Annotated in this window: 20 protein-coding genes; 13 read left to right on the plus strand and 7 right to left on the minus strand. The window is 31.5% G+C overall.

What is annotated here, in order from left to right; translation table 11 throughout:
• Positions 1-14: 14 nt before the first annotated feature.
• The 6 genes from ACFSSB_RS14510 to ACFSSB_RS14535 all read left to right on the plus strand — a co-directional run bounded on the left by ACFSSB_RS14510 (position 15) and on the right by ACFSSB_RS14535 (position 8002).
• The gene (locus ACFSSB_RS14510; protein WP_379905522.1) at positions 15-686 is read left to right on the plus strand and encodes a TetR/AcrR family transcriptional regulator; all 672 of its coding nucleotides are present in this window, start codon (positions 15-17) and stop codon (positions 684-686) included.
• A gap of 4 nt (positions 687-690) precedes the next feature.
• Entirely contained in the window at positions 691-2346 is a 1656-nt protein-coding gene (locus ACFSSB_RS14515; protein WP_379905524.1) for a peptidase domain-containing ABC transporter, read from the plus strand.
• A 12-nt stretch (positions 2347-2358) separates the two neighbouring features.
• Positions 2359-3714, plus strand: a complete 1356-nt coding sequence (locus tag ACFSSB_RS14520; protein WP_379905526.1) for an HlyD family secretion protein — start codon at positions 2359-2361, stop codon at positions 3712-3714.
• Positions 3711-5102, plus strand: coding sequence for a TolC family protein (locus tag ACFSSB_RS14525; RefSeq protein WP_379905529.1), 1392 nt, complete (start codon positions 3711-3713; stop codon positions 5100-5102). Before ACFSSB_RS14520 ends, ACFSSB_RS14525 begins: the two co-directional genes overlap by 4 nt.
• Before the next feature lie 80 nt (positions 5103-5182).
• Positions 5183-6538, plus strand: coding sequence for a UDP-N-acetylmuramate--L-alanine ligase (locus ACFSSB_RS14530; protein ID WP_379905531.1), 1356 nt, complete (start codon positions 5183-5185; stop codon positions 6536-6538).
• A gap of 810 nt (positions 6539-7348) precedes the next feature.
• Positions 7349-8002, plus strand: a complete 654-nt coding sequence (locus ACFSSB_RS14535; protein WP_379905533.1) for a hypothetical protein — start codon at positions 7349-7351, stop codon at positions 8000-8002.
• Here the strand turns inward: ACFSSB_RS14535 and ACFSSB_RS14540 are convergent.
• On the minus strand, positions 7995-8594 hold the full coding sequence (locus ACFSSB_RS14540) for an FMN-binding negative transcriptional regulator (RefSeq protein ID WP_379905535.1): 600 nt from the start codon (positions 8592-8594) through the stop codon (positions 7995-7997). The two genes, ACFSSB_RS14535 and ACFSSB_RS14540, sit on opposite strands and share 8 nt — an antisense overlap.
• A gap of 63 nt (positions 8595-8657) precedes the next feature.
• On the opposite strand from ACFSSB_RS14540, the gene radC reads away from it, so the two are divergent.
• The 6 genes from radC (at position 8658) to ACFSSB_RS14570 (ending at position 14410) form a co-directional block, all read left to right on the plus strand.
• A complete protein-coding gene (gene radC, locus ACFSSB_RS14545; RefSeq protein ID WP_379905537.1) occupies positions 8658-9356 on the plus strand; it encodes a RadC family protein in 699 nt (232 codons plus the stop codon).
• A 192-nt stretch (positions 9357-9548) separates the two neighbouring features.
• Complete coding sequence (locus tag ACFSSB_RS14550; protein ID WP_379905539.1) at positions 9549-10850, plus strand: polysaccharide deacetylase family protein; 1302 nt, start codon at positions 9549-9551, stop codon at positions 10848-10850.
• Positions 10843-11529 carry a YjjG family noncanonical pyrimidine nucleotidase gene (locus tag ACFSSB_RS14555; RefSeq protein WP_379905541.1) on the plus strand — a complete coding sequence of 229 codons (687 nt, stop codon included), beginning with the start codon at positions 10843-10845 and terminating at the stop codon, positions 11527-11529. The genes ACFSSB_RS14550 and ACFSSB_RS14555 overlap by 8 nt, the downstream gene beginning before the upstream one ends.
• 49 nt (positions 11530-11578) lie before the next feature.
• Positions 11579-12151, plus strand: a complete 573-nt coding sequence (locus tag ACFSSB_RS14560; RefSeq protein ID WP_379905543.1) for a hypothetical protein — start codon at positions 11579-11581, stop codon at positions 12149-12151.
• On the plus strand, positions 12148-13566 hold the full coding sequence (locus tag ACFSSB_RS14565; protein WP_379905545.1) for a DUF5723 family protein: 1419 nt from the start codon (positions 12148-12150) through the stop codon (positions 13564-13566). Before ACFSSB_RS14560 ends, ACFSSB_RS14565 begins: the two co-directional genes overlap by 4 nt.
• Entirely contained in the window at positions 13556-14410 is an 855-nt protein-coding gene (locus ACFSSB_RS14570; RefSeq protein WP_379905547.1) for a hypothetical protein, read from the plus strand. Before ACFSSB_RS14565 ends, ACFSSB_RS14570 begins: the two co-directional genes overlap by 11 nt.
• 12 nt (positions 14411-14422) lie before the next feature.
• Here ACFSSB_RS14570 and ACFSSB_RS14575 read toward each other — a convergent pair whose 3' ends face one another.
• Complete coding sequence (locus tag ACFSSB_RS14575; protein ID WP_379905549.1) at positions 14423-15700, minus strand: replication-associated recombination protein A; 1278 nt, start codon at positions 15698-15700, stop codon at positions 14423-14425.
• Between the two features lie 136 nt (positions 15701-15836).
• Between ACFSSB_RS14575 and ACFSSB_RS14580 the strand changes: the two genes are divergently transcribed.
• Positions 15837-16640, plus strand: coding sequence for a rhomboid family intramembrane serine protease (locus ACFSSB_RS14580; protein ID WP_379905551.1), 804 nt, complete (start codon positions 15837-15839; stop codon positions 16638-16640).
• Between the two features lie 11 nt (positions 16641-16651).
• On the opposite strand, the gene rlmB is transcribed toward ACFSSB_RS14580, so the two are convergent.
• The 5 genes from rlmB to ACFSSB_RS14605 form a co-directional block, all read right to left on the minus strand.
• Positions 16652-17386, minus strand: coding sequence for a 23S rRNA (guanosine(2251)-2'-O)-methyltransferase RlmB (rlmB, locus tag ACFSSB_RS14585; RefSeq protein ID WP_379905553.1), 735 nt, complete (start codon positions 17384-17386; stop codon positions 16652-16654).
• Positions 17387-17587: 201 nt separating this feature from the next.
• Entirely contained in the window at positions 17588-18463 is an 876-nt protein-coding gene (locus tag ACFSSB_RS14590) for a hypothetical protein (RefSeq protein WP_379905555.1), read from the minus strand.
• 26 nt (positions 18464-18489) lie between these two features.
• Positions 18490-19281 (minus strand): hypothetical protein, encoded by a 792-nt coding sequence (locus ACFSSB_RS14595; protein WP_379905557.1) that lies wholly within the window; start codon positions 19279-19281, stop codon positions 18490-18492.
• 18 nt (positions 19282-19299) lie between these two features.
• Complete coding sequence (locus tag ACFSSB_RS14600; protein WP_379905559.1) at positions 19300-20733, minus strand: SusD/RagB family nutrient-binding outer membrane lipoprotein; 1434 nt, start codon at positions 20731-20733, stop codon at positions 19300-19302.
• Between the two features lie 11 nt (positions 20734-20744).
• Positions 20745-23897, minus strand: coding sequence for a SusC/RagA family TonB-linked outer membrane protein (locus tag ACFSSB_RS14605; RefSeq protein ID WP_379905561.1), 3153 nt, complete (start codon positions 23895-23897; stop codon positions 20745-20747).
• Positions 23898-23959: the final 62 nt, after the last annotated feature.

Below are 23959 nucleotides of genomic sequence, written 5' to 3' on the forward strand. Positions count from 1 at the left end.
CAAAATATGTAATTATGATTAATTTACTATCAAATTTAAAAATTAATGTACCAGAAAAAATCTATCTTAAAGATCCTGAGTCCTCTAAATTAGGTAGACGTATTATAGAGCAAAGTATATTATTAATAGATGAAATAGGCTTTGATAGTTACACGTTTAAAAAATTAGGTGTAAAAATTGGTTCTAATGAAAGTTCTATATATCGTTATTTTGAAAGTAAGCACAAACTCTTATTGTATTTAACTTCGTGGTATTGGGCTTGGATAGAGTATCAACTTGTTTTTGCTACGCATAATATTACTGATGAAAAATTACAACTACAAAAAGCTATTGAAGTAGTTACAAGGTCGATTAAAGAAGATAATACGTTCTTGTATATTAATGAAGTTGTATTAAATAGAATTGTTATTAATGAGTATTCAAAATCGTACTTAACCAAAGAAGTAGATACCGAAAATAAAGAAGGATACTTTATTGTCTATAAAAGATTAGTAACTAGGTTGCGAGATATGATGATTAAAATAAACCCTAAGTATAAATATGCATCCACTCTTGCAAGTACAGTAGTTGAAGGAGCTTTGCATCAGCATTTTTTAAAAGAACACTTTAAGTCTATTACAGATTGTGATGCAACAACCACACCAACCCAATTTTTTACAGAACTCACCTTTAATGCTTTAAAATAAATTTATGAAGAATAATACAATGACGCCTTGGCAAAGGCTTTTTGGTTTGCTTAAATTAGAAAAGCGTGCTGTTTTTCAAGTGTTTTATTATGCCATCTTTGCAGGATTAGTTTCGCTATCCTTGCCTTTAGGTATTCAAGCAATTATTATCTTATTACAAGGAGCACAAGTAACTACCTCTTGGATTGTTTTAGTTGTTTTAGTTACTCTTGGTGTTGCCTTTGTTGGTGTGTTGCAATTGATGCAAATGCGAATTATAGAAACCCTTCAGCAACGTGTTTTTACCAGAGCGTCTTTTGAGTTTATTTATCGCTTTCCAAAAATTACAATGGAAGAGCTACGTAGTTATTATCCACCAGAATTAGCAAATCGTTTTTTTGATACACTAACTGTGCAAAAGGGCTTAGCTAAAATATTAGTAGATATTCCTGCAGCAGTTTTGCAAATTGTGTTTGCACTTATATTACTTTCTTTTTACCATCCTTTTTTTATTGCTTTTGGTATTATACTCTTAATACTAGTATATGTGGTTTTTAAATTTACAGCACGTAAAGGAATGGAAACAAGTCTGCAAGAATCTAAAAACAAATACAAAGTTGCGCATTGGATTCAAGAAGTTGCAAGAACTATTATAAGTTTTAAGTTGTCTGGAAAAACCAATTTAGCATTAACCAAAAATGATGCTTTAGTAGATAAGTATTTACATTCTAGAGAAGCACATTTTAAGGTGTTAGTCATTCAGTTTATACAAATGATAGGTTTTAAGGTTATTGTAACTGCTGGTTTGTTAACTATTGGTGGTGCTTTAGTTTTAAACCAAGAAATGAATATTGGACAATTTGTAGCAGCAGAAATAATTATACTATTGGTAATTAGTTCTGTTGAAAAACTAATACTTGGTTTAGAGTCTTTCTATGATATTTTAACTTCTTTAGAAAAAATTGGTCAGGTAGTAGATAAAGAATTAGAAAGCCAAACAGGAGAAGATCCTATATTTAAAGACAATTTTAAAATAGAACTAGAAAACGTAACCTATAATGTACCTAAAAGAGATAAAAATATATTAGAAAATATCTCTATGCAAGTACATGCCAATACAAGTACCTTGATTCGTGGAGAAAGTGGAGCAGGTAAATCTAGTTTGTTGCGTTTGTTTGCAGGATTAATAAAGCCAACAAAAGGAAGTATCTTTTTAGATAACTTTTCTTTAAGCAATATTCATTTAAATAAATATAGAGGACAAATAGGAATGTCTTTATCAGATGAAACTCCTTTTCAAGCTACGCTTCGTGAAAATATTACTTTTGGAGATGCTAGTCTTACAGACGAAGACGTTTTTTGGGCCATTGAAAAAGTAGGACTCCTGAAATTTGTTAAAGAACAACCTAAAGGACTTAATGCTATTATTAATCCAGAAGGAAAACAAATTGCGTATACAGATGCAAAAAAAATAATTTTAGCTAGAGCAATTGTTAGAAAACCAAAACTATTAATTCTTGAAGATCCTTTAGACCAGTTTGAATTTACCGAATGGGAAAGGGTTATGAACTTTTTATTAGATAAGGCAAACAATTGGGCTGTTATAGTAGTAAGTGGTAATAAAAGGTGGAAAGAAAAATGCCAAAATACTATTGTATTACACAAAGGAAAAATGATTTAATTTATCAATGCTATGCTAAATATATCTAACAATACATTACATAAAAAGTTCGATTTTAATACCTATAAATCCGGACGAAAAACCTTTAACAAAAGATACTATAAGTATTTTAATAGGTTTCTTTTAGGCTTTGCTATTTTTTGTTTTATAGTGTTGTTTTTTCCATGGACACAAAATATAAGTGGACAAGGAAAAGTAACTACTTTAAGGCTTGATCAAAGACCACAAACCATACAATCTCCAATTCCTGGAAAAATTGAAAAATGGTTTGTACAAGAAGGAGATCAAGTAAAAAAAGGAGATACTATTCTTGAAATTTCTGAAATTAAAAGCGATTATTTTGATCCTAATCTAGTAACAAGAACAGAAAATCAAATACATTCTAAAAACGCATCTGTAAGCTCTTATTCTGAAAAAGTAAAAGCGCTAGATAGGCAAATTGCAGCATTAAATGCCGCAAGAAATTTAAAGCTAGAACAAGCCAAAAACAAATTAATGCAAGCGCATTTAAAAGTAAAAAGCGATAGTATTGAGCTAGAAGCAGCACATACCAATTTAAAAATTGCACAAACACAATTTGATCGTATAGTTACACTTCAAGAGGAAGGCTTAAAAGCATTAAAAGATGTAGAAGAAAAAAGGTTGAAGCTTCAAGAAACCCAAGCAAAACTTATTTCGCAAGAAAATAAACTATTGGCAAGTAAAAACAATGTTATTAATGCACAGGTAGAAATAGCTAGTGTTAATGCTTCGTTTAATGATAAAGTATCTAAAGCACAAAGCGATAAATTTACTGCACAATCTAGTCAGTTTGATACAGAAGCACAAGTGAGTAAATTAGAAACTAGTTATTCTAATTACGAAATGCGAAACAAACTTCGTTATGTAACTGCACCTCAAAACGGATTTATAAACAAAGCCATTCGTGGAGGTTTAGGCGAAACCTTTAAAGAAGGAGAAAGCCTAGTTAATATCATGCCATCACAATATGATTTGGCTGTAGAAACTTATGTGAAGCCATTAGATTTGCCATTGTTGCATGTTGGCGAAAAAGTACGTGTTGAGTTTGATGGTTGGCCTGCAATTGTTTTTAGTGGTTGGCCAAACGTATCTTATGGAACCTATGGCGCAAAAGTAGTTGCTATAGAAAATTTTATAAGCAGCAACGGAAAATATAGAGTGTTACTAGCTCCAGATGGTGAAGAAGCAAATTGGCCAGAAGCTATTCGTGTTGGTTCTGGAGCCAAAACAATGGCTTTATTAGAAGATGTACCAATTTGGTTTGAATTATGGCGAACACTAAATGGTTTTCCGCCTAATTATTACCAACCTGAAACCAATAAAACAGATAAAAAAGTAAAAGAATGAAAAAGCGATTAACTCTATTTTTGCTTTGTTTTTCAAGTATGCTTTTTGCGCAAGAAGACCTTTCTGTGTTGCGTTTTGATGAGTATTTAGCATTTGTAAAAAAATATCATCCTATAGCAAAACAAGCACAATTGGTAATCAGTGAAAGTGAAGCAAAATTATTAAAAGCAAGAGGTGCTTTCGATCCTAAATTAGCTTTAGATTATAATAGAAAGAAGTTTAAAGGCACAGAATATTATGATAAATTAAACACATCCTTTAAAATTCCTACTTGGTATGGTATAGAGCTTAAGGCAAATTTTGAAGAAGCAGATGGTGTATATTTAAATCCAGAATCTACACTTCCTGAAGATGGTTTGTATAGTGCAGGAATTTCGTTTTCTGTGGCACAAGGGCTTCTTATTAACAAACGCATGGCTTCTTTAAAACAAGCAAAGCTTTTTAAGCAGCAAGCAGAAGCAGATCGAGATATTATTGTAAATAACATTCTTTTTGAGGCTTCTTTGGTTTATTTTAATTGGTTAAAAGCGTATAATGAAGTAAACCTATATCAAGAGTTTTTAGCCAATGCGCAAGTGAGGTTTAATGGTATTAAGCAAAATGTAGAAGTTGGTGAAAGTGCAGCAATAGATGCAGTAGAAGCAAGAATTGTTGTAAATGAAAGAGCGTTGTTACATGAAAAAGCAAAAGTGAAATTCATGAAAGCAACTTTAGAGTTATCTAATTACTTGTGGCTAGAAAATAATATTCCTGTCGAGTTGCAAGACAACGTAATACCAAATGTAAATAGCGAGGCAAGTATTGATGATAGTTTGAATATTTCAGAATTAGCTTTGTATGATTTTGATGTTGAAATGCATCCAAAAGTACAATCTTTAAGCTATAAATACGAAAGTTTAAAAATAGAAAAACGCCTAAAAGCAAATATGCTATTGCCTAAAATAGACTTGCAATATAATTTTTTATCACAAACACCAGAAGCGACTAATAGTTTTAATACTGCCAATTATAAAAGTGGTGTAACCATGCTTTTTCCGTTGTTTTTAAGAAAAGAACGCGGAGATTTAAAACTAGCAAAATTAAAAATGAAAAATACCTCTTTAGATATTAGTTTGTCTAAACTTAGTATTAAAAATAAGGTAGATGCTATTAAAAATGAGTTGCAGTCGTATGTTGTTCAAAACGATTTAACAGCTAAAATGATTCAAGATTATCAGCAATTAGTAGCTGCCGAAGAACGTAAATTTACATTAGGAGAAAGTTCTTTGTTTTTAGTAAATGCAAGAGAAAGAAAACTTATGGATGCACGCTTAAAAGCAATTTTATTAGAAAACAGTTTTTTTGAAACTAAAGCCAAGCTATTTAATAATTTAGCAGTTAGTATTTAATAATTTAAAGGAACAGATTCCTGAAAATTAGTGAAATTCAGGTCAAAAAACTATCTTTGAAGCATCTTCAAAAATAAAACATGAACGTACATTTTATAGCTATTGGTGGATCTGCAATGCACAATCTAGCCTTAGCATTACACAATAAAGGATATCAAGTAACAGGAAGCGATGATACTATTTTTGAGCCTTCTAAATCTAGGTTAGCAGCAAAAGGATTATTACCAGAATCTTTTGGCTGGTTTCCAGAAAAAATAACAGCAAATTTAGATGCTATTGTTTTAGGTATGCATGCTAAAGCAGACAATCCAGAATTGTTAAAAGCACAAGAGTTAGGCTTAAAAATATACAGTTATCCAGAGTTTTTGTACGAGCAGTCTAAACATAAAACTAGAGTTGTTATTGGTGGTAGTCATGGTAAAACTACCATTACTTCTATGATTTTACACGTGATGCATTATCATGATCGCGATGTAGATTATATGGTAGGTGCACAATTAGAAGGTTTTGATGTCATGGTGAAATTAACAGATGACAATGATTTTATTGTTTTAGAAGGTGATGAATATTTAAGTTCTCCAATAGATAGAAGACCAAAATTTCATTTATACAAACCAAACATAGCATTGTTAAGTGGTATTGCTTGGGATCATATAAACGTGTTTCCTACTTATGAAAACTATGTAGAACAGTTTAGCATTTTTGTAGATAGTATTGTTAAAGGAGGAAGTATAAATTATAACGAAGAAGATGCTGAGGTGAAACGCGTAGTAGAAGCATCAGAAAATCCTATTCGTAAAATTGCTTACCACACACCAGAATATACTGTTGAAGATGGAGAAACCTTATTAGAAACACCTGAAGGTTTAATGCCAATTGAAATTTTTGGTAAACACAATCTTAATAACCTAGCAGGAGCAAAATGGATTTGCCAACACATGGGAATTGATGAAGACGATTTTTATGAAGCAATTTCAACATTTAAAGGTGCAAGCAAGCGATTAGAAAAAATTGCCGAAAGTAATAACGCTGTAGCTTATAAAGATTTTGCACATTCGCCAAGTAAGGTAGAAGCAACCACTAAAGCAGTAAAAGAACAATATAACGATAGAAAATTAATAGCTTGTTTAGAACTACATACTTATAGTAGTTTAAATGCTGAGTTTTTAAAGGAATATAAAGGAGCTTTAGATGCAGCAGATGTTGCTGTAGTATTTTACAGTCCGCATGCAGTAGAAATTAAAAAACTAGAAGAAGTAACACAAGACCAAATTGCAAATGCTTTTAAGCGTGATGATTTAGTTATTTATACCAATCCAGAAGCGTTTAAAGACTTTCTTTTTAAACAAAACTTTGATAATACAGCCTTGTTGTTAATGAGTTCTGGTAATTATGGAGGTTTAGATTTTGATGCGGTTAAAGAGTTAATCCATTAAAATATTGGCATACTGAGCCTGTCGAAGTATCTCTTCTCATCAGATTCCGTATTAAATTCAAAACGACAAATAATAGTTTTTCATGCTATACATGTTTATTGATTAAGCGGTTGTCATACTGAGCCTGTCTAGGTATCTCTTTTCATCAGATTCCGTCTTAAATTCAAAACGATAAAGAGCAGTTTTCAATGCTATACATCTTTAATGATTAAGCAGTTGTCATACTGAGCCTGTCTAGGTATCTCTTTTCAGCAATTCCGTATTAAATTCAAAACCATAAATAGTAGTTTTTCATGCTATACATGTTTAATGATTAAGCGATTGTCATACTGAGCTTGTCGAAGTATCTCTTTTCAGTAATTCCGTATTAAATTCAAAACGACAAATAGTAGTTTTTAATGCTATACATGTTTAATGATTAAGCGGTTGTCATACTGAGCTTGTCGAAGTATCTCTTCTCAGCAATTCCGTATTAAATTCAAAATGATAAAGAGCAGTTTTTTATGCTATACATGTTTAATGATTAAGCGGTTGTCATACTGAGCTTGTCAAAGTATCTCTTTTGAGTAGATTCCGTATTAAATTCAAAATGATAAAGAGCAGTTTTCAATGCTATACATCTTTAATGATTAAGCAGTTGTCATACTGATCCTGTCGAAGTATCTCTTTTGAGCAGATTCAGCATCTAAGTTAAAAATTATAGCGTTCTATAAAATAAAACAAGAATAGATGCGTTATGCTAAAACCAACCAAACCAGTATTTTATAAAGCATAATTACGTTTTTTAACTATTAATCAAACCAAATAAATATGAAACGTATTCTTTTTTCTGTATGCTTTTTTACCCTTTTCTTTTCTTGTAATTCTGATGATGATACTACTAATAATAGTGTGACAACACCAGAGGCTGGATTTTACGCCTTAACAGTTGGTAATTCTTGGGAGTATCGCTATTATGATTATAATTCATCTAGTAATAGTTTTGAAGCTAGTACTATTACCGAATCTGTATCTATTGTTTCTACCGAAGAAATAGAAGGCGAAACCTATTTTAAATTTAGATATTTTACAACAGGTAACGATGTTAACTCACCCAATTATCCAACAAATGGAGAATCTTTTAGATACTTTAGAGAAGATTCAGGGAATTTGATAAATGATAGAAACGATATTATTTTTCTTAGAGAAAATCATGAAGAAAGATTAATAGATTCGTTTAATACTTCTCTTTTGCAGTATCTGCGCTTAGCAGAAAACAGCTATAATGTTACCACAGCTGCAGGAACATTTGATGCTTTAGATATGGAATTATATGCAAGAGATCAAGATGGCAATCAGTACCCAGGAATTTCGCATTATTACTATGCAGATGGTATAGGCTTGGTTTTAAATACAAGTACTTTTCTTTCTACTGCTCAACATTTTCTTGAAAGACGATTAGAGTCGTATACTTTGGTTAATTAAATATAGTATCTAAAAACACCTGAATACTTTCTTGACTAGCACGAATCAATTCCGCTTTAGCGTTAGCAGTATCTATGGTTTTTTTGTCTTGTGAGAGTTTAAATTTGCCTTCCCAAGAATCTATAGTAATTTCAAATAGTTTAATATATTCTAGATTAGCTTCCATTCTTGGGTTGTCTACTTCTAGAATATATTTGTGTTCTGGAGCTTCTAAAAATTCGGTCATTTTTATTAAGGATTCTTTTAAAGCTTCTTTATTTTCAATGGCTTTAACGCTTCCTTTAAGGTGCACTTTTACGTAATTCCATGTAGGTAATTGTGTGGTAGTATAAATGCTTGGTGAAATATAGCATTGTGGACCAGAAAAGATAATCGTTACCTCATTATTATCTTGTAATAACTTGGTTTGCGGATTATAAATATCAATATGGCCAATAAGTTTACCATCGGTTTCTCTATAAATTAATGGTAAATGCGTAATAAAAGGTTGGTTATCCTTTACCGAAATAAGGGTTGCAAGCGGATAGGTTTTAATGACTTCTAATAAGTTGCTTTTAGAGTTATCTTGGTGGTGCTTAGGAGGATACTTCAAAAGGAAAATGAATTTAAATGTATGTTTTTTGATTTATCAATTTACAATAATTATATTTATAAGATGCAAGAAAAACCAGCTTCCTTTTCCATAAAAAATTGGAGTCAAGATGATCAGCCTCGCGAAAAACTTCGCGATAAAGGCAAGCTTGCTTTAAGTGATGCAGAGTTGGTTGCTATTTTAATAGGCTCTGGAAATAGAGAAGAAAGTGCTGTTGCCTTATGTAAACGTATTTTGGCGAGTGTAGATAACAACTTAAGTGAACTTGGTAAACTGTCTATAAAACAACTCATGCAATTTAAAGGTATTGGTGAAGCTAAAGCAATAAGTATTACTGCTGCATTAGAATTAGGAAGAAGACGTAGAGCAGGAGAGGCCTTAGAAAAAAAGAAAATAGCCTCTAGTGTTTCGGTTTTTGAACTAATGCAACCTATAATTGGCGATTTGGCGCATGAAGAATTCTGGATTATATATTTAAACAACTCGAATAAAGTAATACAGAAAAACCAATTGAGTAAAGGTGGTATTACAGGAACCTTAGTAGATGTTCGCTTAGCACTAAAAACAGCCTTAGAGGTTAGTGCTACAGGAATTATCTTGGCGCATAACCATCCTTCAGGAACTTTAAAACCTAGCCAAGCAGATAAGCAAATTACCAATAAACTTAAAACTGCAGCACAAAGTTTAGATATTAAAGTGCTAGACCACTTAATTATAACCGAAAAAGCATACTTTAGTTTTGCAGACGAAGCGCTATTGTAAAAGCATCTAAAATTTAAAAGTGATATAGCTAAAAGTAAAAAAGGTAGATACTATAAAATAAAAATGGGTATGTGTAAATTAGAAATAGTTATACCTTTTACAAGGTATTGGTAAGCTAAATACAGATGCTTTTATTACATTTGAAATAATTATTTGCTGCCAATTGCTACTCAATACTGCTACTAAAAAAACATGTTACTAGTATATACACATAAAATTACACCAAGAGTTAAATATGTTTTTAAACATATATGTACTAGAATTTTAGGTCTTCCTGTTACATTTACTACAACTATAGAAGAGTTTATAGCACATGATAGTTTAAAAATATCTTATACCAAACAACCATTAAGCCATGAAATTTTTATTCGTAGTCACCATTTGTTGTTTGAGCAAGGACTAAGTGATGTAGATATTAATGTACAAAACTGGGAAGACACCAAAGGCTTTTTTACTGCAGGAGATAAAAGCGTTTTACCTTATGATATTTTTGCAGCTTCTTTTTATATGCTTTCTAGGTATGAAGAGTATTTACCTCATGTAAAAGATGATTATTCGCGCTTTACAGCAGAAGAAAGTTTAGCCTATAAACATAATTTTTTGCAACAACCCATTGTAGATATTTGGGCGTATAAGTTTAAAAAAATACTACAAGAAAATTATCCAGATTTTCAGTTTGCCACAAAACAATACCAAGTAATTCCTGTAATTGATGTTCCTGAAGCATTTACTTTTAAAAATAAAGGACTTATGCGAAGTTTTGGTGGTACATTACATGATTTAGTAAGCTTTAAATTTAAAAGATTATATACTAGATTTTCGGTTTTATTTGGATTCAAAAGAGATACGTATGATACTTTTAAGTACATATTAAACAAGCAAAAACAAACTAAATTTAAGTTTGTGTTTTTCTTTTTAATTGGTGATTATTCTACCTATGATAAAAATATAAATATAAATAAAGCACAGTTTGTTTCGTTAATCAAACAAGTATCAGACTATAGTATTGTAGGTTTAAAAGCATCCTATTTTGCAATCTCTAATTTTAAAATACTAAAACAAGAAAAAGAAAAACTAGAAGCTGTTATAAATACATCCTTACTGGCTTCTAGAAATTCGTTTTCAAAATTAAATCTACCAGAAACCTATAGAAATTTGGTAGAATTAGAAGTTCCAGAAGATTATACCATGGGTTTTGTAAACCATATTGGTTTTAGAGCAGGAACCTGTACACCTTTTTTCTTCTATGATTTAGATTATGAAGTGCAAACACCTTTAAAAATATACTCATACCATTTATTAGACTATGCCTTACTGAAAAACAATTCGCTTTTAGATAAAAAGAAGGTGTTAAACCAAGTAATAAATGAAATTAAAAAAGTAAACGGTTCTTTTATTCCTGTGTTTCATAATTATACCTTTAGTGATGTAGAAAGATGGCATGGATTTAAAGAACTTTTTAATATAATAATTGACTCTCCAAACGATGCATAAAAACATAACAGATATTTTTTTTGATTTAGATCATACCCTTTGGGATTTTGATAAAAACTCCGCTTTAACCTTTCAAAAAATATTTGAAATAAATAATGTTACTATTAATACCGAAGAATTTTTAAAACATTATGAACCAATAAATCTTAATTATTGGAAGCTTTTTCGAGAAGAAAAAATTGATAAAGTAAATTTACGTTATAAAAGACTTTCAGATACTTTTGAAGCGATACGTTTTACAGCAGATCAAGCCTTAATCCATCAGCTTTCAGAAGACTATATTACACATCTTTCTAGTTTTAATCATTTGTTTGAAGGTACTGTAGATATTTTAGAATACCTGAAACCTAATTATAATTTGCATATTATTACTAACGGTTTTCATGAAGTACAACATAAAAAGTTAGAAAAAGCAAACATTAATAATTACTTTAAAACAGTAACCAATAGTGAAATGGTAGGTGTTAAAAAACCAAACCCTAAAATTTTTGACCATGCTTTAGGTCTTGCCAATACTACAAAAGCACAAAGTGTCATGATTGGAGATAATTATGAGGCAGATATACTTGGTGCATTAGATTTTGGTATAGATGCTATATGTTTTAATTATCATAATTTTACTTTAGATGCAAAAATTAAAAAAATTGAAACTTTAATAGAGTTAAAAAAGTTTTTTTAAATAAAATAGCTTAAATTTAGTAAGTCACTAATAATAAGTGGTTTACGTTATGTTTAAGTGTGCTTTAAAATATTCAATTCTTCTTTTTACAGGTGTATTATGTCTAACCGCTTGTGTAAGTGATATAGATTTTTCGCAAAGCGAAAGTTTTGCAATTTCACCTATAATAGATGCTAGTGTAATTTATTTTGATACACCAGCAAGTTCTTTTGTAAATGGAATAACAGAACAAAGCATAGTTAGAGATTCTGTTAATGTAGATGTGTTTGCAGATGCATTTACTGTAGATAATCTTACAAAAGCCATATTTCTATTTGAAGTAACAAATACTATAAATAGAAGCTTTCAAGCGCAAGTAGATTTGCTAGATCAAGCAAACGTTTTGCAACATAGTTTTAGTTTTTCTGTTGCAGCTTCCTTAAATCAAGAAGAAATTTTAGCAGAACACCTAGAAATCTTTGAAAACCAATCTTTACAAGCATTTAAACAAACTACAAAGTTAGTAATCACACTTACTTTAATGCCAAGTAATGATGGTTCTATTTTAACCGAAGAAAGCCCTGGAAACTTAAAATTTAGGTCTAAAGCCACCTTTTATCTTAATCTAGACACTTCTACATGAAAGCACTAAGTCTGTTATTACTAATAACTACTTGTTGTGTAACTTTTGCGCAAAACAAGCAGCTATTGTATGGCTTTCATGAAATACCACAAAACCTTTTAATAAATCCAGGAGCTCCTGTAACTAATAATGGTTTTATTGGTATACCTTTTCTGTCTCATATACACGCTAATTTAGGCATGTCTAAGCTAACTGTCTATGATGTTTTTGCAGATGATGGTCGCGATTTTAATAGCAAATTAAAAGATGCTATTTACGCTATGAAAGACACCGATTATTTTGCTGTTAACCAACAACTAGATTTGTTTTCTGCAGGTTTTGCTTTTGGTAGAGGTTTTGAAAAAGATAAATACCTTTCTTTTGGTATGTACCAAGAAACCAATGCTTTTGTATATTTTCCTAAAGATTATGCTGTTTTAGCGTATGAAGGAAACCATGAAAATATAGATAGAGTTTTTAATTTAGGACATTTAAATACTAGTGCAGAGATACTTGCTGTCTTTCATCTAGGATTTAATAAAAAAGTGAATAAAAAGCTAACCTATGGACTACGAGGTAAAATTTATTCTAGCATTTTTAATGTTAACGCTACAAATAATAGAGGTACTTTTCAAACTACAGTTGGTGAAAACAACTTTTTAAACCATCAGTTTTATTTAGATTTAGAAGTACAAACCAGTGGACTTAAAAGCCTTTTAGAGGATGAAAATACAGAATTAAGTAAAGATATAAGTACCATAGTACAACGAGCCTTTTTTGGAGGCAATTTGGGTTTAGGATTAGATATTGGTTTTACCTATAGTTTTACAGACCAATGGATGCTAGAAGCAAGTATTCAAGATGTAGGTTTTATAAAGTATAATAAGGATGTTGAAAATTATCAACTAGACGGAAACCTTACGTTTGAAGGAATAAATCCTTTGTTTCCAGAATCTGGTGAAGGACAAACAGCAGAAGAATATTGGGATACTGTAGAAGAAGACTTTGAAGAATTATTTAAAATAGATACTACCAATACCAAATATACTTTGGCCAAACCTATAAAGTTTAATGCTGTTTTGCAGTATGCATTTGGTAAAAAAAACAGTAAAGAATGTAATTGCTTATCTGTACAAGAAGACTTTCAAAATAGAATAGGAGCACATCTCTTTTTAATGAAGAGACCAAGAAAACCACAAGCAGCATTAACGGCATTTTATTATAGAAGACTACTTTCTAATCTAGGTATAAAAACTAGTTATACATTAGACGCTTATTCTTTTAGTAATGTAGGTTTGGCAGTATCAACTACTATTAAAAATATACATTTTTATATTGCAGCAGATAATTTATTAAAATATAAAAACCTAGCAAAAGCACAAAGTGTATCTTTGCAATTAGGTTTTAACTATATATTTAAAAGCAATGAAAACTAAAATTATCTTTTTCCTTTTTATAGCAGTATTTACATGTAATCAAATACAAGCTCAAATTAATATTAATGATTATAAATATGTAATTGTACCAAACAAGTTCGATTTTTTAAATGAACCAGACCAATATAGATTAAATACACTAACAAAAGTTCTTTTAGAAAAACATGGTTTTACTACCATTATGGAAGATGAAAAATTTCCTGATGATGCCGTTTTAAATAACTGTTTATCTTTAAAAGCAAATGTTTTAAATGAATCTGGAGTATTTAATTCTAAATTAAAAGTACAATTAAAAAATTGTAAAAATGAAGTTGTTTTTACAACAGCTATTGGCTCTTCTAGAGAAAAAATGTACCAAGTTGCTTATACTTTGGCATTAAGACAAGCATTTAGATCTTTTCACACGATTAATTACCAATATCAAGAAAATCCAGACATACTAGCATACAGTAAGAATGGCAATAAAGTAGATAATATTGAAATTGAAAAATTAAAAGAAGAGATAAAAGTTTTAAAGGAAGAAAAAGAAGCACAAAACAATGTTGCTAAAAATGTTGCTAAAGTAGATACTACATTAATAGAAGACACTAAAGTAATAGAAAGTATTACCAAGGTTGAAGAAACTGTTGCTGTAGATGTTTTAACCGCTGTACGTATTGCAAATGGTTATCAATTAAAAGACAATGCACTTCAAGTAGTGTATACCATAAAAAAAACAGGAATCCCTAATGTGTATATAGTAGAAGATAAAGAAGCCATAATCTATATGTTAAATGCTAGTTGGGTAATGGAGTATTATGAAAATGAAAAACTACAATCAAAAACATATACCATTAAATTCTAGTTGCAACTAACACTAATAACCATACTTATCTTTCCATCGTTTTTTTAAAAACTCTCTATGTGCATTTTCTCTAGTATTGTTACTAGGATCATACAATTTGGTGTTTTTAATTTCTTCAGGTAAAAACTCTTGATTCGCAAAATTATTTTCATAATTATGTGCGTATTTATAGTTATCGCCATAACCTAATTCTTGCATTAACTTGGTAGGCGCATTTCTAATTTCTAAAGGCACAGAAAGATCTCCTGTTTCTCTAACTAATTGTTGTGCCTTACCAATTGCTTGGTATGCAGCATTACTTTTAGGTGAGCATGCCAAATAAGTAGCACATTGACTTAGTATAATTCTAGATTCTGGATATCCAATGGTAGAAACTGCCTGAAAAGTATTATTAGCAATTACTAAAGCTGTTGGGTTTGCATTACCAATATCTTCACTAGCAGCAATTAATAAACGTCTAGCGATAAATTTTACATCTTCACCACCTTCAATCATTCTTGCTAACCAATACACAGCACCATTTGGGTCACTACCACGAATAGATTTTATAAATGCAGAAATAATATCATAATGTTGTTCGCCTGTTTTATCATAGCGTACTGTATTGTTCTGTACCTTTTCTAAAACACTAGCATTGGTAATCACTATTTTATCAGCATCTTCAGCATTTACTAATAACTCAAAAATATTTAATAATTTTCTTGCGTCACCACCTGATAGCTTTAATAAGGCATCTGTTTCTTCAAGAATTATGTTTTTTTTAGATAAGTACGCATCTTTTTCTATAGCGCGTTTTAAAAGGGTCTCTAAATCGTTTTTATTAAAAGCCTTTAAAATATATATTTGGCAACGAGACAAAAGTGCAGAAATAACTTCAAAACTAGGGTTTTCTGTGGTAGCACCAATTAAAGTAACCCATCCTTTTTCTACTGCTTGTAATAAAGAATCTTGCTGTGATTTGCTAAATCTATGAATTTCATCAATAAACAAAATAGGGTTTTTGGTAGTAAATAGCCCTCCACTTTGTTTGGCTTTTTCAATAACTTCACGCACGTCTTTAACACCAGAATTTATAGCACTCAAGGTGTAAAAAGGTCTTCCAGATTCATTTGCTATAATGTTGGCAAGCGTAGTTTTACCAATTCCTGGTGGTCCCCAAAGAATTAATGACGGAATTAAACCTAATTTTATCTGTTTTGTTAAAGAACCATTTTCACCAATCAAGTGTGATTGACTAATATAGTCATCTAAAGTTTTAGGTCTTAAACGTTCTGCTAATGGTTCATTCATAATGGTAAAATTACAAATTCCTAAGTTGTCAATTATCTTCTTGTTGAAATTTTTAACTATAATTTTAGTAAAATTTGTATTGCTGACAATTTATCATTCTTAATCATATTGGATAACTATTTGCTATCTTTAAAATATGCAAGAACAATTTAAATTTACTCCAGGAGTTTTAGGTTATCCAATAGCATTTGTATTGATATTATGGATTGTTTTTTGGTTCGAAATTCGCTTTCATGTAAATTTAAATAGTCATGGTATATACCCAAAAAGACTTTCTGGACTACAAGGTGTGCTTTTTAGTCCATTTATACATTCAGGTATAAAACATTTGTATTCTAATACTATTCCGTTATTTGTACTATCAACAGCGCTTTTTTATTTTTATAGACCCATTGCTTGGAAAGTACTTTTTTACGGTATTTTACTTTCTGGTTTTTTAACTTGGTGTATTGGCAGACCATCTTACCATATTGGTGCTAGCGGACTTATTTATGTGTTAGTAAGTTTTACTTTTTTTAAAGGAATATTAGCTAAACATTACCGATTAATAGCACTTTCTCTATTGATTATTTTTCTTTACGGAAGCATGGTTTGGTATACCATGCCAATAGAAAAAGGTATTTCATGGGAAGGACACTTGTCTGGTTTAATAACCGGTTTACTATTTGCTTTTATATTTAGAAAAGAAATAGCAAAACCCAAAAAATACGTTTGGCAACAAAAAGATTACAATGAAGATGAAGATCCTTTTTTAAAACATTTTGATGCAAACGGAAACTTTATAGAATTACTAGAACCAGAAACAGAAACAGAACCAGAAACAGAACCAGAAAACAAAGTACAAGAAAACAAAGTACAAGAAAAACCTCAAATTCAAGATACACCTGAAAAGGAGGGAAGTACAACAATTCATTATATTTATAAAAAAAGTAAAGAGTAGTTTATAGCAAACTACATACGTTGTCTTATAGCTTCATATAAAAAAGCACCACAAGCAACAGAAACATTTAATGATTCTATTTCACCTAGTAATGGTAGTTTTGCTTTAGCATCTACTAATTTTAATACCGAAGGGTTAATACCACGACCTTCACTCCCCATAATTATAGCACAAGGTTCTTTAAAAGAAACATCATAAAGCGTATTATCTGTTTTCTCTGTAGCAGCAATTACTTTAATGCCTGAAGCTTGTAAATAGAACATGGCATCTTTTATGTGGTCTACCTTACAAATAGGTATTTTAAATACAGCACCAGCACTAGTTTTTATAGTATCTCCATTTACAGGAGCACTACCACTTTTCTGAATAATAATACCATCAACTCCTGTACATTCGGCAGTTCTAATAATAGCACCAAAGTTTCTAACATCACTTAGTTGGTCTAAAAGTAAAAATAAGGGTGTTTTTCCGGATTCATTAACATTTAAAACAAGATCTTCTATGTTATAAAATGCAATAGGTGAAATTTGTGCAACAACACCTTGATGGTTATTTTTAGTAAGTCGGTTTAATTTTTCTACAGGAACATAAGAAGTATTGATACCTTCTTTTCTAATTAAAGATTCCAGTTCATGAGATAGTTCTCCTTTAAGACCTTTCTGAATAAAAACTTTATCAATTGCTTTATTAGCATTTATTGCTTCAATAACTGCTCTTATACCAAATATTTGTGTACTGTTTTCCATTGGTGCAAAGGTATAAAAAAACCAACTTGTATTAGTTGGTTTTTTATAAGATATATTTTAGGTTATTTAAACCATGAACATGTGTCATTTTATATATGCTTTTACTTTATCATTATTATAAATAGAGTAGAGCTTAACCTATGTATATAAAAAAACCACCTCAAAAAGAGGTGGTTTTTAATATGATTTAATTACTTAAAATTAGTAAGGAGTAACTTCATAAGTTTGTCCTCCATTAGATACTGTTAAGTAAGCTATTGGAGCTTGACCTGAAGTAGCAGATAAATCAAAAGCACCTGTAACAACTATTGAACCACTATTGTCAAAATACTCGTGGTTAAAGTTTAAAGTTAAAGGAACATCTGTAGTGTCTCCAAATCCAGCATGTGGATTGTCATATAATTCAGCAATAAGAAGGTATTCTCCATCACCAAAGAAATAAGAATCACTTTCTGGACATGATGCTGTAGCCATTAGGTAACCTAAGTTAGCAAAAGTAGCTGCATCAAAAAGAACAACATCAAAATCAATTGCACAAAGTTCTACTGTAGTAGAAGAAACATCTTCTTCTTCAATAGTAACTTGACCATCCCAATCTAAATCTAAATCAATAAAAGTATTGATATAGTCATTAGTAATAGTTACGGTATGCTCAAAAGCAGCAATGTTAAAGTTAGCTCTAGAAGAACCTCCAATAACTAATGTTTCATCTCCTTCAATATCACCAGTTTGTAATATATCTACAGTTGCAGAACCAGTAGTACTTCCCGCAGGAATAGTAATTGTGTGTCCTTCAAAGTCAGCGCTATCTGCTGAACCTCCAACTTGAACTAAATCAATTACTGCGTTTACAGGTTGAGTTTCTGCTAAAGTAGCAACTACTTCTATTTGATAAGTACTTTCATCATCAGCGTCAATTGCACTTTCGTCAATTGATGTAGCAGATGAAGAAGAAAGAGTTATAGTAGCAGTGCTGTAATCTATAATTGATTCATTTGTATTATCATCTTCATTACAAGCAGTAACTAAAATACCTGTAAGAGCTAATAATCCAATGTTTTTAAATATTTTATTCATAATATTTTCTTTGTTTTATATTAAAATTATTGCTTGTACATAACCCAAGCACTTCCATCATAAACACCATCTACTCCAGAAGTAGTCCAAACAATGTTACCATCATTATCTACATATCCTTCAGCATAGATAGGGTTAGAGTATTGCCATTCGTCAATTAAACTTAATTCACCACAAGTATCAGTAAATGTTACAGCATAACCAGCACCTGGCCATCCCATCATAGAATCGATTTCATATAAACCAGGTCCTAATTCAGTAACGATGTGATTTTGAAGTCCAGAAGAATAGTTAATAGCATATGTTCCAGCTAAATCAGAAGAACAGTTAACTACTAAGCTATAATCTCCCATTGAAGAGTTATAGTAGTATACAGATCCATCAGTTTTGTAAACTTTAGTTCTAAAGCTTAAAACATCACCAATACGTAAGTCAGCTTCAACAACACCTGTACCAGATAATAATGACGTTAGGTCACTAATAACTAAGTTGTAAGGTAAAGAAGTTGTTTCTGCTAAAGAAATCTCAGTACCACCATTAAATGATTTTACAATTTCGATTTTTTCTAATTGATCCGTAGTTCCAGCTGTTTGTGAAACAGTCATATCTAAGTATGCATTAGTAATTGTTACTAAAGCATCTTCTAGAGGTACTCCAGCTTCAGGACTACCTAAGATAGAACTATTTGAAGTAGCAGTAACATCTACTAATAGTCCAGCTTCGTCTGCGATCTCTGCTACAGTATCTGCATCAGTCTCACATGCAACAATACTAAATAATGCTGCGAATGCTAAAAATATATTTTTTAAATTTTTCATTTTGTTTTTTTTTTAAAATTAGTTTGTCCACCATAATGGCGTAGTTAATACATCAGGACCTTGATCGGCTACTGCTGCAGAATAATTAACACCATTCACAGATTGTTGTGCAATAGGGTAATTTAAACGACTAGGAATAGAAGATTCTTGAGCATCAATTGCTAGAGGTAAAACAGGGAATCCTGTACGTCTATATTCAGTCCATGCTTCAAAACCTTGTAAATATAAAGCTACCCATGATTGTTCAGCTATTTGTTGTAATCCTGCTTGCCCACCACTATAAGAAATAGATACGTTAGCAACTCCGTTAGAAGAACATGAAGCAGCGATACCTGCATTAAAGTAATCAGCAGCACTACCACCAATGTAACCTTTTTCAGCAGCTTCAGCCATTAAGAAATTTAATTGAGCAAAAGACATAAAATAAGCTGGTTCTTCAGCTTCTAAATATTTTTCTCCAATAAGAGAAACATTGTTAGAATCTCCGTAGAAAGAATCTCCAATTGCTTCGATACCTGCAGGCTTACCTACATAACCGTTTCCAGAACCATTACCTCCAACTTCTTGAGCGTAAACTGGTAATCTTGGGTCACCAGTAGCAATCATATAGTTTACTAATTCTTCACCTAAACACCATTCGTTAACACGACCACCATCAACTAAACCTTCAAAATAAGGGTTAGCATTTGGAGAAGCAGCTAAGTAAGCCATTTTAGCCTCATCATCATTGCTAGCAAACATTTCACCAGCGTTAACTAAAGCTTGTAATTCAGCAGCTGCATTATATCCACCAGAAGAAGCTCTCATTAAAGCTCTAAATTTTAAGGAATTTGCAAATAATTTCCATTTCGTGTAATCTCCACCGTAAATTAAATCTTGACTTGCATCAATAGTACCAGTACCATTTAATAATGTATTAGCTCGAGTAAGCATGCTAATTATTGCAGGGTAAACTACTGTTTCACTATCATCATAAACAGGTGTAATAATTCCTGACTCTCCTTGAGAAGCTTCAGTCATTGGAATATCTCCAAAAGTATCTGTTAATAATTGGTAAGCATATGCTTGCATTACTAAAGCAACACCTTGTAGGTTACTATTACCTTCTTCTGCTGCTAATTCTTCCATTGTTACAGCATCTTTAATTACAGATGAGTATAATACAGACCATAAAGCTTCAATAGAAGCTTGTCTTGGTATATATAATTCATTATCGTTATATACTGGTTTTCCTAGGTGTTGTGCCCAACATGAACCAGCCTCACCAGCTAAAAAGATATCTTGTATTCTATCTCCTGCAGATCTTGTAATACCAGCTAAAAGTAATTCAGCAGGAACAGAAACAGGATTATTAGGGTCGGTGTTTGTCTCTTCGAAATCACCATCACAACTTGTAAACGTAAGGGCTTGCCCCAGTATTACAAGCGCTAGTAAAAATTTTATTTTTTTCATATTCTTTTTTTTTAGAATTTAAGATTTAAATTGAATCCAATACTTCTTGTAGATGGTATTTGTGCATACTCAAGACCTTGGTTACCTGTACCACTACTAAAAGCAGATTCTGGATCAATATGTGGAACTTTTTTGTAAAGAATAGCTACGTTTCTAACTGTTGCTCCAACAGAAATATTATCAATTCCTGTGTTTTTAAATAAGCTGTTAGGAATAGTATAAGTTAATGCTAATTCTCTCCATTTTACGAAAGATGCGTCATATACTGAAGATTCTGCAATGTTTTGAGAATACGTAGTAGAGAAGAAACTTTGTGCAGTTGTAACAACGTTATTAGGAACATAGTTTCCTGTACCATCATCCATTACACCTTGACCAACTATACCAGTCTCACGACCTTGAGTTGTTTCTTCTAATACACCAGCTAATTTACCCCAAGAGTTTGTTTGAGAATAAATATCTCCACCAGACTTCACATCAAATAAAGTAGATAAACTAAAGTTTTTGTAAGACATGTTAATTCCTAAACCTCCAGTCCAATCTGGGTTGATGTTACCTAATATTTTGTTAGTAGCATCTGCTTGTGGTAAACCATTTTCATAAATAATGTTTCCAGCATCATCTCTTAAGAAACCAGGACCATATAAAGCTCCTACTGCTTCTCCTTCACGAGCTACAACATCTACGTTCCATAATCCTCCTAAAACAACTTGACCGTTGTTTGTTGTTGGGTCATCATCGATATTGCTTGCTTCATTTGTATTCTTAGCGAAGTTAATGTTAACACCTAAGTTAAAACCATCATCACTTCTTAAAATTTTAGCTCCTAAAGATAACTCAACACCTTTATTAGTAATATCTGCTACGTTATCCCAGAAAGCAGTGTAACCTGAAGCAGGATCAATATCCTTAGCCATAATTACATCTGTAGTTTTCTTATCGTAGTAAGTAGCGTTTAAGTTAATTCTGTTGTTGAATAATCTTGTTTCTAAACCAACTTCATATTCTTGCGTATCTTCATTTCCAATTTCTGGGTTATATAAAGTACCAGGTAAGAAAGCTACAGGAGTAGATCCCCAAGGAGATGTTGAAAATGCAAAAGTAGGATCAATACTGTAAGGTGCTAATGGACCTGCACTACCTACTTTAGACCAACCTCCTCTTACTTTTAAGTAAGATACAGTTTCTCCAGAAATATCAAACATATCTGTTACAATAGCACTACCAGTTACACTTGGGTAAAAGAAGCTATTGTTTTTTACTGGTAATACAGATGCCCAGTCATTTCTTCCTGTTACATCAATAAATAAGTAATCTCTATAAGAAATTTGAGCAAAACCAAATACACTGTTTATTTGTTCTTTAGAAGTGAATTGTTGTAAAGTTGGAGTAACACCATCTCTTGTATTAGAAATGTTATATACATCTGGTACTTGTAATTCACCAGCTACCATGTTGTTTAAGTGGTAGTTGTTAACCATCATGTTACCTCCCACGTTTAAACTAGTTTTAAAATTCTCTCCTATATCAGTGTTATAACTTAAGATAGCTTGTGAGTTAATTTCAGAACGGTTACGGATAACTTCTTGGTAAGAACCTCTTGGAGTTTCATAAGTACCAAAAGCACGTTTTTTAGCATCTAATGAAGAGAAGTAATCAAGACCAGTTTGTACAGAAACACTAAATTTCTCGCTAAATTGGTATCCTAAGTTTACATTACCATTAAGACGGTCTCTATCAAACTCATTTGTGTTTGTATCTAATGACCAGTAAGGGTTATTGTTATATGCTAAGTTCCAGTTAATAGGAGTAGCATCATCTGTTCCAGCAGCAAAACCTGTTGGAAGGTTTCTCCAATCTTTTAAAGCTGTATAATCTACGTTTCTTGCAGACCAAACTAATTGACCTAATTGGTTATTAGCATCTCCATAACCTACAGATGGTAAGTTATTACTTTCTGTTTTAATATAGTTAACACTAACACCAGCAGTCCATTTGTCTGATAATTTCATGTTTACTTTTGTAGAAATATTGTATTTTCTAAGGTCTGTATTGTAAAGAATACCTTGTTGGTCTGTTAAACCTAAAGATAATCTAGCATCTACTGTTTCACTTGATTTTGAGAATGCAATGTTGTTATTAGTAGTAATACCAGTTTCAAAGAAATCTTTTACGTTATCAGGATAAGATACCCATGGAGTAGCTTCACCATTAACAGAATCCCATTGAACAAATTCTAATCCAGCATCTAAAGCAGGACCCCAACTTTCATCAACTCCACCGTCTCCAGTTACACCGTCTACATATTCAAAATATGAAGCACTGTTACCTTGTCCGTAAGAGTTTTGGTAATCTGGTAAGATAAAAGGATTTTCAAAACTAGCACTTGAAGTAATTTCAATTCCTAATTTGTCAGATTTAGATCTACCTGATTTAGTTGTTACAACTAATACACCGTTAGCACCACGCATACCATATAAAGAAGTTGCAGCACCACCTTTTAAAACGTTTATAGATTCGATATCATCTTGATTTAAATCTGCTAAACCGTTAGGTGTACTTGTACCTCCACTACTTGTAGAGTTACCATAACTTCCGTTATCAAGCACAACACCATCTACAACAACTAAAGGCTGAGTATCACCACTAATAGAAGTAATACCTCTAATAACGATTCTACTTTCAGCTCCTACAGCTCCAGATGCGCTTGTTACATTTACACCAGCTACTTTACCACTTAAAGAGTTTACAATGTTACCATCTCTTACTGTAGTTAATTCTTCCGATTTAACTTGTTGAGACGCGTAACCTAATGCTTTCTCTTCTCTTTTTATACCAAGAGCAGTTACAACTACTTCATCTAAAGTGTTGTCAGGTTGTAAAGAAACATCAATTGTACTTGATGTACCTACAGCTTGTGTTTGGTTTGCGTAACCAACATAACTGAAAATTAAAACATCACCTTGTTTTGCACTAATTGAATAGTTTCCATCAAAATCGGTTGATGTCCCAGTACTAGTTCCTTGAATAATAACTGTTGCCGTTGGAAGAGGCAAGCCGTTTTCATCAGAAACTGTTCCTGAAATTGTTTTTTCTTGTGCAAACGTAAATTGCACAACAAACGCCAGTAATAGCGTTAAAATTCCACTAAACTTTGTTTTCATTTTATATTTTATTTGAATTAGTCTATGCCAAAAATCATAATAAAAAGTTAATAAAACAATAA

Source organism: Lacinutrix gracilariae, from assembly GCF_042684485.1.
Taxonomy (GTDB): domain Bacteria; phylum Bacteroidota; class Bacteroidia; order Flavobacteriales; family Flavobacteriaceae; genus Oceanihabitans; species Oceanihabitans gracilariae.